Here is a 14,398-nt window from a genome sequence, read left to right as displayed (position 1 = left end):
CGGAGAGGTGGCCGAGTGGCCGAAGGCGCTCCCCTGCTAAGGGAGTATGGGCTTTATCTCCCATCGAGGGTTCGAATCCCTCCTTCTCCGCCATTCTTTACTATACTCTGAGAGCCAAGCTTTCTGAGTTCCGGATTAAGCGCATGTAGCTCAGCTGGATAGAGTACCTGGCTACGAACCAGGCGGTCGGAGGTTCGACTCCTTCCATGCGCGCCAAATAGCAAAGAAGTAAGACGCCCCGCAATCGCGGGGCGTTTTGCTATCTGACTCTTACCCGCTTGTAATTACTTTCCTGTGGCGTCTTATCCGAAAACTTGTCCGCGGAAATACAGATTCGCTTGAGTCTTGTGATAAAGCCCGCCTCTATAGTTCAACATCTGCCTTGCTTATTGTATCGCTGTCGCTTCAGGCTGTGGCTGTGAGCCGGGGCCTATTGATTTTTAAGGGGAGCCATCACGGACAACTTAATCGCTGGAAGTGAACTTATCGGATCAAACTGACGGCTTTCCATTTATATTCATGATACCTCTATGCTGAAACTCTTTCGCCTTACAGACATTCTCTATATCAGCTTTACTTCATGTTGACCGGGTTGTTGTCTTTTCCTTAAAAAATCAAGATGAATATTTATGAATCATCATCCTCATTGAGATTTTATTGATTTATTTTGGTATGACCAATTTACATTGGTGGGGGTTATTTGTTATAGATTGGTTATTGCTTTTGACCTAAGTCACATAGTCTGGCAGAGGCAGGCCTGCTAGGCTAAAACATCTAATGACTGAAAATCACATTTTTTAGCATATTTATTATTGGTGTACGCTCCCGAGATTGTGAGCGTTATCGCCCTAAGCAAGTCATAGACAGGAAAATGCCTGCCAATCTGTTAACAAAATGAGGAAGAGATGATGTCGCTTTCTGAGCAACTCTTGGAAGCAGTGGGGATTATGCTGCTCGGTATGGGGCTGGTTTATCTGTTTTTGGGGCTGCTGATCTTGGGGCTCAGAATATCGGCCCGCTATTTGGCACCCAGACCCAATTTGGAACAGAGTCAGCCACAAACTCAGGGCATGGGAGGCGCGCAACCCACAGTTGTGCCCCAGACCGGTGCGCCTACGCCGCAACAGTTGGCAGCTATTAGCTGTGCCATTCACCAATATCGCAAACAGGCTTAACTGCCGTAATCTGATGGATAAGAAAGATGAGTAAAGCTTTAGCATTAACCGACGTTGTCCTGCGGGATGCTCACCAATCATTATTGGCAACCAGAATGCGTATCGACGATATGTTGCCAATCGCCGCCAAGTTGGACAGTGTTGGCTTTTGGTCCCTGGAGTCTTGGGGCGGTGCTACCTTCGATGCCTGTATCCGTTATTTGGGGGAGGATCCCTGGGAGCGGATCCGGGCGCTGAAACAAGCCATGCCCAACACCCCGCAGCAGATGTTATTGAGAGGGCAGAACTTGCTGGGTTATCGCCATTATAGTGACGACCTGGTGACTCGGTTTGTGGAGCGCGCCCATGAGAGCGGGGTCGATGTATTCCGGGTGTTCGATGCCATGAATGATGTGCGCAACTTGCAAGCCGCGCTGAAAGCCGTGATTGATGTCGGTGCCCATGCCCAGGGCACAATTTCTTACACCACAAGCCCAGTACATACACTGCAAACCTGGCTGACCATGGCCAAACAGCTGGAAGATATGGGCTGCCATTCACTCTGTATCAAGGATATGGCCGGTTTGCTCAAGCCGATGGAGGCATTTGAGCTAATAAGCCGCTTGAAGTCGGAAACCGATCTCTTGATCACCATGCAGTGCCATGCCACCACAGGGTTATCGACTGCCACTTATCAAAAGGCGATTGAGGCCGGGGTCGATGTGCTGGATACGGCCATCTCTTCCATGAGTCAAACCTATGGTCACAGTGCCACAGAAACTCTGGTAGCCATGGTTGAAGATACCGATAGGGCGACAGGCTATGACTTAGCGCTGCTGGAGGAGATTGCTGCCTATTTCCGTGAAGTCAGAAAAAAATATGCCCGTTTCGAAGGGGCACTAAAGGGCATAGATTCACGCATTCTGCGGGCTCAGGTGCCGGGGGGCATGCTGACCAATATGGAAAACCAGCTCAGAGAGCAGGGCGCCGAGGATAAGCTGGATCTGGTGCTCGAGGAGATCCCAAGAGTGCGGGAAGATCTGGGTTTTATTCCACTTGTGACCCCCACCTCCCAGATTGTCGGTACTCAGGCAGTAATCAATGTGCTGATGGGCGAGCGCTATAAGTCGCTCACCAAGGAGACGGAAGGCGTGCTCAAGGGCGAATATGGCGCCACCCCGGCCAAGGTAAACAGTGAATTGCAACAGCGGGTGTTGCAGGGGGGCGAGCCTGTCAGTTGCCGCCCGGCCGATCTGCTCGCGCCCGAGCTTGAACATCTGCGGGCCGAACTGGCCGAAAAAGCGTTGGCACAAGGCCTGAGCCTCAGCGAAGAGCGCGACGATGATGTGCTGACTTATGCACTGTTCCCGCAAATTGGCCTGCAGTTTATTAAGAACCGTGGCAATCCTGCGGCATTTGAACCCAAGCCAGAGTTGGAAGCTCCTCAGCCACAAGCAACTCAAACCAAGGCAGGTGGTCGTCAGCCGGAGGTTTATACCGTGGATGTACAGGGGCAGCGCTTTGTGGTGCAGGTCAGTGAAGGCGGTGATATCAATCAGATAGCGCCTTTGCCGGTGGCAGAGCCCCAGGCCTCCCCTGTGCAGGCTCCTGCTGTCTCTGGCCCGGAACTGGAGATGAGCGCGCCGCTTTCCGGCAATATCTTTAAGGTACAGGTGGTCGCCGGAGACAGCGTTCGCGCCGGTGATGTCGTTATCATCCTCGAGGCGATGAAGATGGAAACTGAGATCCGGGCTCAGGCCGATGGTGTGGTCAGTCGTATTCTGGTCAAGGAAGGCGATGCCGTCAGCGTTGGTACCAAGCTGTTGGCGCTGGCCTAAGGAGCGATTATGGATGGTTTACTCGCTTTTTGGTCCGCGACGGGAATAGCGCATTTTACCTGGCCACAGGCCTTGATGATGTTGGTTGGCGCCTTGCTGTTGTATCTGGCAATAGTACGCAAGTTTGAGCCATTGTTACTGCTGCCCATCGGCTTCGGCGCCATTTTGGCCAATATCCCCAACGCAGGTTTTACCGAGGAAAATGGGCTGCTCTACTATGTTTATCACGTGGGCATAGATACCGGCATTTTTCCGCTGCTGATCTTTATGGGGGTCGGAGCTATGACAGATTTCGGTGCCCTGATAGCCAACCCCAAGACGCTATTGCTGGGCGCGGCCGCTCAGTTCGGGATCTTCGCCACCCTGATTGGTGCGATAGCCCTGAACCTGGTACCCGGGTTTGAGTTCAGTATGCAGGATGCCGGTGCCATTGCCATTATAGGCGGCGCCGATGGTCCTACGGCCATTTTCCTCGCCTCCAAACTGGCACCTGATTTGCTGGGAGCCATTGCGGTGGCAGCGTACTCCTACATGGCCTTGGTGCCGCTTATTCAGCCTCCCATCATGCGGGCCTTGACCACGGAAGCCGAGCGGCAGATCAAGATGGAACAGCTGCGGGAAGTCAGCAAGAAGGAGAAGATTATCTTCCCCCTTATGGTGCTGGGAATGACTATATTGTTTTTGCCGACAGCGACTCCCCTGGTGGGCATGTTCTGTCTCGGAAACCTGATGCGCGAATCCGGAGTGGTGGATAGACTTTCCAACACGGCGCAAAACGAACTTATCAATATCGTCACTATTTTCCTCGGATTGGCGGTGGGTTCCAAGCTCTCGGCCGAGCAGTTTCTTCGGGTCGAAACGCTGGGGATCTTGCTGCTCGGGGCGGTGGCTTTCAGCATTGGCACCGCTGCCGGGGTCTTGATGGCCAAGCTTATGTGTAAACTCAGTGGCGGCAAGGTCAACCCCTTGATTGGTGCCGCCGGGGTCTCGGCTGTTCCCATGGCCGCCAGGGTGGTGAATAAGGTTGGGCTAGAGGCCAATCAGCAAAACTTCCTGTTGATGCACGCTATGGGCCCCAATGTGGCCGGTGTGCTGGGCAGTGCGGTCGCTGCCGGTATTCTGCTGGCGGTATTGGGCAACTGAGTGCTTTAAGCGCTGAATAGCTGAGTGCCATGACGTTAAAAAATAACCGGCGTAGCCAGTGGCCGCGCCGGTTATCGGTTTTAAGGCTTGCTAGCGGGCAATCTGCAACGCGCGGGTTTTGGTGCTCTCTGGGTTAGCTCAAGCAATCATTTCAAAGGCTCATTTCAAGGGCTTATCAAAAGCTCAGGCCGTCAGCCAGATGGCCAGTGACAACAGGGCTATCAAGGTGCCACTGACGCCAATTATCCAAATAAAACCGCGTTTCCCCTGCGCCAGAGGGACTCTATTGAAGTGTAAAAATGCTATCCAGAATAGGGACAGGATAATAGGCAGAAACAAAAGACGGGCCATGATTGCTCACTATTCAAAGAGATATGGCTTAATCATAGACTGGGATGCTTACGGAGTACCAGTCAGATGCTTTAATATTGCTCGCTGCAATGCCTTTATCCGCCAGCACCTGAATTAACATCTGCCTCAGTTTCTTGGCTTGGGCAATGGATTGCTGCACTTGTGGTTGGACATCTTCGAATTTGTCTTTAAAAGGGTCAATGGGCGGCGTAGGCAGTTCCATCACGACAGACTTGCCGGAGCGTTTGATCATGAGTCCTGTGCTTGCATATGCACCGAAGGCTTGTGTGAGCATATCAAGCTGCTCGACTGCTCCCAGAAACATGATTTTGACCAGGCTTCCTGCCAATTGATGAACGATGCGGATTTGCTTATTGGGCAGTAGCGGGTAGAAATGCAGCCAGGAATGTCCGGCGGCGCGGTTTTTGGGGGGTTCCGGGTTCAACTCCGGGTGATGTCTTTTCGCAAACTCAAGATAACTCCTGGCAAATTCTGTGACTTCGGGGCTAATGCTGGGCAGGTATCCGCGTCTTTGCTTGCTGATGCTCTCGGCCATAAGCCGTGCCCGGTACCATGCCCCTTGGGCGACAAAGTACGCCATGAGTTCCTCATAGGCGATGGTTTTATCATAGGGCTCATTGTTGGATGCCAGGTATTTTTGCGGAGCCAACAGACAGGTGCGAAAATCGACCCAATAGCCCTGTTCTATCCCATGCTCGCCACGGTAGCGATACCTTAACCCTTGTTGCTGTTGTGGCGTTGCATCTATCTTGTTTTCGATAAGAATGGCTTGATGGGAGCCGTCATTGGACTTGAAAATCACCACGAGATCCGACTCGCCGTATTGGTTGTGAATGACAGAATGCCAGGCGCCGACAAACTCTACGATGTGGTGGAATTCATATACCCGGGAAACCAACCAATTGCAGAAGGCCATTGAAGTGTGGCACTCCTCCAGCAACATCAAATCAATATCCCGCTCCTGAACAGATTGAATAAAGTTCAGCTCCTGCATTTATGACTCCTTTCCTTGTCTATCTTAGGGCTGGTTTTAACCCCTGGTTTTGTGGCTTTCTATCGCGATTGTATGATTTAAACTCTTGAGACTCAGCTGGGCAAGGGCGCCATTTTCTTATATCTTTCAGCACTAAAAAATCAGTATTTATCCATTTATCTTTAAAGTCCGCCTGGCCGGGCCTTTGATTCAAGCAGTATGCAGGAAGGTATCATATGTGGGAACTCTGGCTGATGTTCAGCGGCGCTTTTTTGGCGGCGACATTGCTGCCTGGAGGCTCGGAAGTCTTGTTGCTGGCTTTGCTGGACAAACAGCCGGAGATGGCATGGTCGCTGCTGCTTAGCGCCACTATAGGCAACACCTTGGGGGCCTTGAGCAGCTATCTACTTGGGCTCTTGGGGCGCAAGGCGGTCACGCCCGAGCAACTCGACAGCGGTCGCCACAAGCAGGCGCTGGCGTTGCTGAAGCGCTACGGCTATTGGGCCTTGTTACTTTCCTGGGTGCCGCTTATTGGCGATATTCTGTGCCTTTTAGCAGGTTGGATGAAACTTCCTCTTACAAAATCCACTCTGATGATTTTGACAGGCAAGGGCCTGCGCTATTTGATAATTGTGTTGTTGGCTTTAGAGTGGCTGCAATGAGTTTTTTGAGTTTGGTTTCCGGTTGAAGGAGTAACATTTTGAAGAAATGGTTATTGGCGGCGGCGATTTCGGCCGCATTGGCGGGTTGCTCAGTGCAAACCGACACAGGATTGGCTGAGGTTTCCTCGGTACAACTGCCGGCAGGAGTGACTCTCATCGAGTCGGTCACCCCCAAGGCCGGTGAAGTCGGTATCCCTTACAGCAAGTATCGCTTGGCCAACGGCCTGACCGTGATACTGCATCAGGACAATTCTGATCCTCTGGTGCATGTGGATGTGACCTATCATGTGGGCTCGGCCAGAGAGCAGGCGGGGCGCAGTGGTTTTGCCCATCTGTTTGAACATATGATGTTCCAGGGCTCTGAAAATGTGGCCGATGAACAGCATTTCAAGATAGTCACCGAAGCCGGCGGCACCTTGAATGGCACCACCAACACTGACCGCACCAACTATTTCGAAACTGTTCCCAGTAATCAGTTGGAAAAAATGCTTTGGCTGGAGTCGGACCGTATGGGCTATCTGCTTCCGGCCCTGACCGACAAGAAATTTGAAGTGCAGCGGGAAACCGTGAAAAACGAACGGGCCCAGCGTATCGATAACCGTCCTTACGGGCGGATGAATGAACGTTTCAATCAGGCGTTTTATCCCGCCGGTCATCCTTATTCCTGGCCTGTTATCGGTTGGCCCGAGGATCTCGACCGCGCCACACCTGATGATGTAAGACACTTCTTCCAGCGCTGGTACGGCCCCAACAATGCCACCCTGACCATAGGCGGTGATATAGATACCGCGCAGACATTAGCCTGGGTCAGCAAGTACTTTGGCGATATTCCCAAAGGGCCTGAGGTGGCGACCGATGCCAAGCCTTTGGTAACGCTGGACAAGACTCGCTATATCTCGATGGAAGATAAGGTCCATCTGCCACTCATCCGTATGGCTTTCCCAACCGTTTATGCCCGTCACCAGGATGAGGCCGCACTGGATCTGCTGGCCAATATTCTCGGCGGCGGCAAGACCTCGCTGGTTTACAAGAATCTGGTGAAAGATGGTTATGCGGTGCAGGCCGGGGTCAGTCATCCTTGCCAGGAGCTGGCCTGTCAGATGTCCATCTACGCTTTGGCCAATCCGGCCAAGGGCGGAGCACTGGCGCCGATAGAGGCCAAGATCCGCGAATCGATCGCCGAATTTGAACAGCGGGGCGTCACAGATGAAGATCTGCAGAAGGTCAAGGTGCAGTTCCGCGCCGACAGTATCTTCTCGCTGCAGAGTGTCTCGGGCAAGGTGTCCAATCTGGCCTATAACCAGACATTCGCCGGTGATCCCAATCAGATAGCCAAAGATTTGGCCCGCTATGATGCTGTGACCAAAGAAGATGTGATGCGGGTATTCAAGCGCTACATCAAGGATAAGCCCAGTGTGGTGATGAGCGTTGTGCCCATGGGCGCCAAGGCGCTGGTGGCCAAGGCCGATAACTTTACCCCGCCTGAGCCCAGGGTTGCCGCCGAAGCGGTTGCCGGGTTACAGCAGGCAGTAATCGCCAACAGCAGGTTCGATCGCAGTAAGATCCCCGCTGCCGGCAAGGCGCCCTCCATGCAGGTGCCCAAGCTTTGGTCGGCCCAGCTGAACAACGGTATCAGTGTCATGGGCACCGAAAGCCATGAAACGCCTACTACCGAGCTGGTCATCTATCTCAACGGCGGTCACAGACTGGTGCCGGTGGAAAAGGCCGGGCTCGCCGGTTTGACTGCGGCCATGCTCAATGAGTCCAGCGCCAAACGCAGCAGTGAAGAACTGGCCCAGGCGTTGGAGCTGCTGGGATCTTCCGTGGTGTTTGACAGTAGCGGCTATCAAAGCAGCATCCGGATCTCAGCCTTGACCGAAAACCTGGATAAGACCCTGGCAATAGTCGAAGAAAGGCTGTTTGAGCCAGGCTTCAAGGAAGCCGATTTCGAGCGGGTAAAACAGCAACAGTTGCAGAGTCTGCAACATCTGGCATCGGATCCAAACTATCTGGCCGAAGAGGGGTTCAGCAAGTTGCTGTATGGCAGCCAGACCAGTCTCGGTGTCAATGATAACGGCACGCTTGAGAGTGTCAGCCAGCTGACGCTCGATGATATCAAGGCTTTCTATAAGGAGCAGTATCGTGCCGGCAACGCCCAACTGGTGGCGGTAACCGATCTGCCACGCGATCAGCTAATCGGCAAGCTCATAGGATTAGAGTCTTGGGGCGGCCAGGCAGTGTCTCTGCCGGCCTTGAGTGAGCTGCCCGAGAGCAAACCCGGAGTGGTATTCCTTATCGATAAGCCGGGAGCGGCCCAGTCGGTTATCAGCATAGGCAAGCGCGCCCTGCCTTACGATGCCACGGGCGACTTCTTCAAGGCTTACCTGATGAACTATCCCTTGGGCGGCGCTTTCAACAGCCGTATCAATCTTAATCTCAGGGAAGATAAGGGCTACACCTATGGTGCCCGCAGCTTCTTCAGCGGGGGTATTGAGCAGGGCTACTTCAAGGCGGGCGCCAGCGTTCGCAGTGATGTCACCGACAAGGCGCTGGCCGAGTTTATCAAGGAGCTTAAGGCTTATCATGATAAGGGGATGACGACACAAGAGCTTAGCTTTATGCGGGCTTCTATTTCTCAGGGGAAGGCACTGGATTATGAAACGCCTTACCAAAAGGCCGGTTTTATCCGCATGATCCAGAAGTACGGCCTGAGCGATGATTTTACCGCCCGTCAGGATGAGATTATCAAGGATGCCACGCTAGACAGTCTCAATGAACTGGCCAAAGAATGGTTGGACCCTGCAAGCATGCGGATATTGGTGGTCGGGGATAAAAATCTTATCGAACCCGGGATTAAGGCAATGGGTTATTCAGTGATCAATCTGCCCTTGTAAAACGGCCACTTTGACCCCATATTGTTCTTAACCGCAGCGGGTTACGACTCGCTTGCCACTATGCAAGGCGGTGATGCTTGAAAGAGCATCACCGCCTGTGTCTTTTAAATTACACTTGCCTGAAAGGCCGCTTAGGCTTTATTTTTGGGCAACCGTCACACAGAGCAGTCCTGTGCCTTTTGGTGCTGATACCAAAAGATGAAAGCGGAGCAGGTATGCCCGGGTCTATTGGCCAGATAAAGGCTTAGGCCGCCAAGCAGAGAACAAGAATTTGAAGTCATTTACCGAATCTGTCGCAATGCTCAAAGGAGCCGAAGGTCGCGCCGCAATTAAGGATATGCGCCGTGGGATTGAGCGAGAAGCCTTGAGAATTGATGCCAGCGGGCACCTGGCTATGGATGGTCACCCCAAAACCTTGGGCTCGGCCCTGACTCACTCGAGGATCACAACCGATTACAGTGAGGCGTTGCTTGAGTTCATTACGCCTGTTACCCACAGCATAGATGAGCTGCTGACCGGTCTCACAGAAACCCATGCTTTTACCCTTAATCAGCTTAAGGGACAACAGCTTTGGCCTGTGAGCATGCCTTGTTATGTGGGTGACGAGAAAGATATTCCCATTGCTCAATATGGCAGTTCCAATGCGGGGCGGATGAAGACGCTTTATCGTAAGGGCTTGACCTACAGATACGGCGCCTTGATGCAGATCATTTCAGGGGTGCACTTTAACTTCTCGGTTTCTGATGAGCTTTGGGATCTGCTCTATGCCCAGAGCGATAAGTCGGTTTCCCGTTGTGATTTTATCTCGGAACGTTACTTCGGCCTTATCCGCAACTACCGCCGTTTGGTGTGGGTGTTGCCTTATCTGTTTGGTGCTTCGCCGGCGTTGTGCCACTCTTTCATCAAAGAGCAGCAGACAGAGCTGGATTTTGAAAAGATGGGCCGCGGCACCCTGTATCTGCCCTGGGCCACCTCACTGAGAATGAGTGACCTGGGTTACACCAACAAGGAGCAGGAGCGGCTCAGTATCAGCTATAACTCGCTGGCCGATTATCTCAAGGGGATCCGTGCCGCCATCAAGATGCCTTCGGACAACTTTGCCAACATAGGGGTGAAGGTTGATGGCGAATATCGCCAGCTCAACGCCAATGTGTTGCAGATAGAAAATGAGTTCTATGCCCCCATTCGCGCCAAGCGGGTGACCCGTAGCGGTGAAAAACCCTCCGAGGCGCTGGCGAGAGCCGGGGTGGAATATATCGAAGTGCGGGCACTGGATGTAAACCCCTTCAGTGCCATAGGTATTGAAGCCTCTCAGGTACGTTTCCTGGATCTGTTCCTGCTCTACTGTCTGCTGAGTCCTTCGGCGACCACTGATGCCGCCGGTGAGCAGGAGATAGCCGCCAACCTCAAGGCCGTGGTGCTGGAAGGGCGTAAGCCCGGCTTGATGCTGAGTCAAAATGGTGTGCCAGTGGCGCGTGAGCAGTGGATGCTGGCACTGTTTGCCGAGCTGCAGCAGTTGGCCAAGCTGCTCGATGGTAAGGATGACGACCAATATCAGCAGGCGCTGGCCAAGTGGCATCAAGCCGTTATCGACCCGAATGAAACCCTGTCGGGACAGGTGATGAAGACCCTGGCGGAAAAGGGGCTGGATCACGGCGCTTGGGTAATGGCATTGGCGAAAGAATATCAGCAGCAACTGCTGGATTATCCGCTGAGTGCCGCGGCGCTGGCTTCCTTTGAAGCTGAAGCACAGGCCTCAATCGAGAGTCAGTTGCAGCTGGAAGCCGCAGATCGTTTGAATTTTGATGATTTTCTGGTTCAGTACTTTGCCGATGAACCAGCCAAGGAAGCAGTCAGTCAGTGAAGTCTTTGTTGTTAATCTCGGCCGCAGCTGTGTTGCTGTCGGCCTGTGCCAGTGCTCCTGAGCCCGGGCGCGAATGTGGTACGGTTTCAGGTTATCTGGAGCCGGATCGGGAGCAGCAGTTTTATCGCCTGGTGGTCACCCATCTTGATGGCCAACCTGTGATCTCTAAACCCAACTATCAGTTACCACCGGGTGAACACAGTTTTACCGTCTCTGAGCTGATAGATTCACCTGAGCTCAAGGTACGGCTGTCGGCCCGCACCCCCAAGGAACTTAAGTTGCAGGTGGAAGCCGGGCAACGTTATCACCTGGCGGCCAAGTTCAATACCGACAGGCGCTATACCGGCAAAGATACCGACTACTGGGAGCCAGTAGTTTGGCAGCAGGAAGTTCATGAATGTGAACTGCCTAAGACGCAATAAAGCTCACTTTTTCAGAGGCTCAGGTTGCATTTGATGTTTGACTCGGGCGACACTGGGCCCAAGTTCAACCAAAGGCCTGGCCTTTGAAAGCCGTGAGATTCTCGTGAAGCAACAGTTGCTATCCAAATTTGCCCCGGCGCTTATTTTTGCTGCCTCCCTGTTTTTGGGCGGCTGCGCCACTTCGCCTCCCAAAGATCCCGATAATATCTGCGCCATCTTCAAAGAGCACAGATCTTGGTACAACGCCGCCAAGGATGCCCGCGAAAAGTGGGGTGTTCCCGTGCATGTGCCCTTGGCCATGATGTATCAGGAGAGCTCCTTCAAGCATAATGCGGCGCCACCTATGGAATATTTCTTGTGGATTATTCCCATAGGGCGCGCCAGTGATGCTTATGGTTATGCCCAGGCCAAGACCATGACCTGGGACGATTATGTACGTGAGACCGGCAACAGCTGGGCCAGTCGCAGCGATTTTGATGATGCAATGGATTTTATGGGCTGGTTTATCTACAAGAGCCATAAGATCAATGGCGTGTCCAAGTGGGATGCCCGCAACCAGTATCTCAATTATCACGAAGGCTGGGGCGGCTACAAACGTGGCAGTTATCGCAGCAAGGCCTGGTTGGTGCGGGTGGCAGATAAGGTAGACAATCGCTCCCGCCGTTATGCGGCGCAATATAATCAATGCAAGGAAGATTTGGACGCATCTTGGCTTTGGCGCCTGTTTTTCGGTTAACGCCCTGAGAATAAGAGACGATAATCATAGCAACGGAATTGACCGCTTATCTGGATTACTGCAAGCGTTTGCTATAACACAAGAGAACCCAGCTTAGCTGGGTTCTCTATTTGGACAGGTTATAGCATCAAGTGTTTTCCATGTCATTTCTCAGCCTTTACTCTTGCCGAGACTTCCTTCTTTTTCAGACCTTGAAGACACTTATCTGTTTTTTCAGTGCGGCGGCCAACTCTGTCAGTTCTTTGGCTGAGGTGACTGTTTCTGTGGCACGGATATCGCCTTCACGGGCCAGATCGGTTATCTGATGCAGGTTGCGGGTCACTTCCTCGGCTACAGCACTTTGTTGTTCGGTAGCGCTGGCAATACTGCTGACAGATACGGCTAGATCGGCAATTCGCTGGGCAATGGCAGTTAACTGATTGTTGGCTTCCTCTCCCTGCTCGGCGGAGCGATTACCCAACTGATGGCTTTGATCCATACGCATAGCCGTATCTTTAACCTTGGCTTGCAGCGAAGTGATGGTCTGACCGATTTCCGAAATCGACGCCTGGGTGCGGCTTGCAAGGGTACGCACCTCATCGGCCACCACTGCGAAACCGCGTCCTTGTTCACCGGCACGGGCGGCTTCGATGGCGGCGTTCAGTGCCAGCAGGTTGGTTTGCTCGGCGATACCATTGATAACCTCTGTAATGGTGTTGATGGCTTCACTCTCTTTGGCTACACCTTCGACAGCGATATGACTTTCACTCAGTTGTATGCTGAGAGTTTCCAGTCCCTGTACTACCTGAGTCAGTTGCTGGTGACCGGCGCGGGAGGCTTCATCCACCTGTTGGCTCTGGTTGGCGCTTTCTCCGGCGTGATTGGCGACATCGCGTATCGAGGTGGACATCTCCTCGATGGCGGTAGCTATTTGATCGGTTTGAGCCATAAGCGCTTGGGCTTCATCGCCGTTGAGACGGGCGACTTCCTGGGCTTGTTCTGCCTGGTATTCCAACGTCTGTACCGAGCCTTGCAGTGCCTGAAGCAGTTGCTTGAGCCCCATGGTCATTTCGGTGACACTGTTGCTTATCCGCACTACTTCGTTTTCGCTGCGGCTGTCGAGTTTTGGCAGTGCTTGGCTGAAATCGCCTTTGCCCAGGTTTTCCATATGACGTTGCAGAGTTTGCAACGGCTTGACGGTGCGTACCAGTACAACAGAGAGCAAAATAGTGATAACCAAAATGCCAACCACGGCGACCATGGCATTGATCAGCAGCAGAGTCTGGCTCTCTTCATTCAGCTCAGCAGCCTTAACCTGACCAATAAGCTCCCAGTTCCAGCCGGGGATAGTGGCACTGTAGGCAATCATCTCCACGCCTTTGCCATTGAGGTAGCTCTTGACTCCTTCACTGTTCATTAGTTCATCAAGCGGCATGCCGTCCAGCTCGGCCTCTGTGATGGTTTGCCCCTGAGGCAAACTTGGATGAGCCACTACCACTTTGTCGGCGCGGCGCAGCAGCAGATAGGTGCCACTTTCCTCCAGGCGTAACTGTTTGACCGATTGCTGCAGCTGAACCAGGGAATCGCTAATGTCGAAACCTATGTAGAGAATACCTATCACCGAGCCCTGAACGTCCTTGACCGGACGGTAAACTGTCATATAGTCGCGGCCGAACAGCTTGGCATAGCCCTCATAGTCTTGGCCCTGAATAAGTTTTTGATAGCCCGGGTGTTTTGTGCCTAGGTAAGTCCCCAGAGCGCGGCTGCCATCGGCCTTTTTCAGTGAGGTTGCTATACGAAGGAAGTCGTCGCCGTCACGAACGAACACTGTGGCATTACCGCCGGTGAGGTTGGCATATCGGTCAACTTTACTGCGGGATGAGTTGAGCTGTTCCTTTTCATGCATTAATGCCGGGGTATCCATTCCTAGAACTCTAACTGTCTTGTTTTCCGGTTTATGGAATTGGCCCGGATACATGGCCCTGAATACATCGGCATTGCGATGAGCCAGGGATAGCAAGCTCTCGTATTGCAATGCCAGCAGATCATCGACCCCATGGACCTGTTGCTCCATGGCGGTTATCGCTTTCTCTTTCAGGGTAGATGAGGCTGTCAGGTAGGAGATGCTACTCAGGACGCCAAACACCAAAATTGTCAGCACAAAAGCCAGTGTGCCGATCTGTTTGGCGATAGGCCAGTTGCGGTAATTCATTATCGTTATTCCTGTTTGACCGGTTTGTTGAACTTTATCTCATTCAGGTTAAACAAGTTTTGACCTGAATCTAACTATGGACCCGACCTTTTATTTTAGAAGATGCTTTACTATAGCGGTACTGCGGGGGATAACTTTATGTTTTTTAT

11 protein-coding genes and 2 tRNA genes are annotated in these 14,398 nt (G+C 52.7%); 10 read left to right on the top strand and 3 right to left on the bottom strand.

Annotated elements, in window-relative coordinates:
- Position 1: 1 nt before the first annotated feature.
- The 5 genes from ACMHXE_RS04065 to ACMHXE_RS04045 all read left to right on the top strand — a co-directional run bounded on the left by ACMHXE_RS04065 (position 2) and on the right by ACMHXE_RS04045 (position 4,135).
- Positions 2 to 93, top strand: a tRNA-Ser gene (locus ACMHXE_RS04065).
- Positions 94 to 139: 46 nt separating this feature from the next.
- Positions 140 to 216: transfer RNA gene (locus ACMHXE_RS04060), tRNA-Arg, on the top strand.
- A gap of 689 nt (positions 217 to 905) precedes the next feature.
- Entirely contained in the window at positions 906 to 1,175 is a 270-nt protein-coding gene (locus ACMHXE_RS04055) for an OadG family transporter subunit (RefSeq protein WP_101056579.1), read from the top strand.
- Positions 1,176 to 1,201: 26 nt separating this feature from the next.
- Positions 1,202 to 2,992, top strand: a complete 1,791-nt coding sequence (gene oadA / locus ACMHXE_RS04050) for a sodium-extruding oxaloacetate decarboxylase subunit alpha (protein WP_413731455.1) — start codon at positions 1,202 to 1,204, stop codon at positions 2,990 to 2,992.
- 9 nt (positions 2,993 to 3,001) lie between these two features.
- Positions 3,002 to 4,135 (top strand): sodium ion-translocating decarboxylase subunit beta, encoded by a 1,134-nt coding sequence (locus tag ACMHXE_RS04045; RefSeq protein ID WP_101056581.1) that lies wholly within the window; start codon positions 3,002 to 3,004, stop codon positions 4,133 to 4,135.
- A gap of 183 nt (positions 4,136 to 4,318) precedes the next feature.
- Here the strand turns inward: ACMHXE_RS04045 and ACMHXE_RS04040 are convergent, their stop codons facing one another.
- Together ACMHXE_RS04040 and ACMHXE_RS04035 are read right to left on the bottom strand one after the other, a co-directional pair.
- Positions 4,319 to 4,486: a hypothetical protein gene (locus tag ACMHXE_RS04040; protein WP_167388646.1), complete on the bottom strand. Its 168-nt coding sequence runs from the start codon at positions 4,484 to 4,486 to the stop codon at positions 4,319 to 4,321.
- Positions 4,487 to 4,514: 28 nt separating this feature from the next.
- Positions 4,515 to 5,501 carry a hypothetical protein gene (locus tag ACMHXE_RS04035; protein ID WP_413731453.1) on the bottom strand — a complete coding sequence of 329 codons (987 nt, stop codon included), beginning with the start codon at positions 5,499 to 5,501 and terminating at the stop codon, positions 4,515 to 4,517.
- A 215-nt stretch (positions 5,502 to 5,716) separates the two neighbouring features.
- Here ACMHXE_RS04035 and ACMHXE_RS04030 point away from each other — a divergent pair, with 215 nt between their 5' ends.
- From ACMHXE_RS04030 to ACMHXE_RS04010, 5 genes are all read left to right on the top strand, one after another.
- A complete protein-coding gene (locus ACMHXE_RS04030) occupies positions 5,717 to 6,142 on the top strand; it encodes a YqaA family protein (RefSeq protein WP_071477249.1) in 426 nt (141 codons plus the stop codon).
- Positions 6,143 to 6,180: 38 nt separating this feature from the next.
- Positions 6,181 to 9,036, top strand: a complete 2,856-nt coding sequence (locus ACMHXE_RS04025; RefSeq protein WP_339087532.1) for a pitrilysin family protein — start codon at positions 6,181 to 6,183, stop codon at positions 9,034 to 9,036.
- A gap of 298 nt (positions 9,037 to 9,334) precedes the next feature.
- The gene (gshA, locus tag ACMHXE_RS04020; protein WP_101056584.1) at positions 9,335 to 10,900 is read left to right on the top strand and encodes a glutamate--cysteine ligase; all 1,566 of its coding nucleotides are present in this window, start codon (positions 9,335 to 9,337) and stop codon (positions 10,898 to 10,900) included.
- Positions 10,897 to 11,322, top strand: coding sequence for a hypothetical protein (locus tag ACMHXE_RS04015; protein ID WP_039034387.1), 426 nt, complete (start codon positions 10,897 to 10,899; stop codon positions 11,320 to 11,322). The genes gshA and ACMHXE_RS04015 overlap by 4 nt, the downstream gene beginning before the upstream one ends.
- 103 nt (positions 11,323 to 11,425) lie before the next feature.
- Complete coding sequence (locus ACMHXE_RS04010; protein ID WP_224868004.1) at positions 11,426 to 12,058, top strand: hypothetical protein; 633 nt, start codon at positions 11,426 to 11,428, stop codon at positions 12,056 to 12,058.
- A 184-nt stretch (positions 12,059 to 12,242) separates the two neighbouring features.
- Here the strand turns inward: ACMHXE_RS04010 and ACMHXE_RS04005 are convergent, their stop codons facing one another.
- The gene (locus tag ACMHXE_RS04005; RefSeq protein ID WP_101056586.1) at positions 12,243 to 14,249 is read right to left on the bottom strand and encodes a methyl-accepting chemotaxis protein; all 2,007 of its coding nucleotides are present in this window, start codon (positions 14,247 to 14,249) and stop codon (positions 12,243 to 12,245) included.
- Positions 14,250 to 14,398: the final 149 nt, after the last annotated feature.

This window comes from Shewanella sp. BJSY2023SW007, from assembly GCF_047314525.1.
Classification (GTDB): domain Bacteria; phylum Pseudomonadota; class Gammaproteobacteria; order Enterobacterales; family Shewanellaceae; genus Shewanella; species Shewanella chilikensis.
Note: the sequence above shows the minus strand (reverse complement) of the source record. Positions and strands in the feature narration are given on the sequence as shown.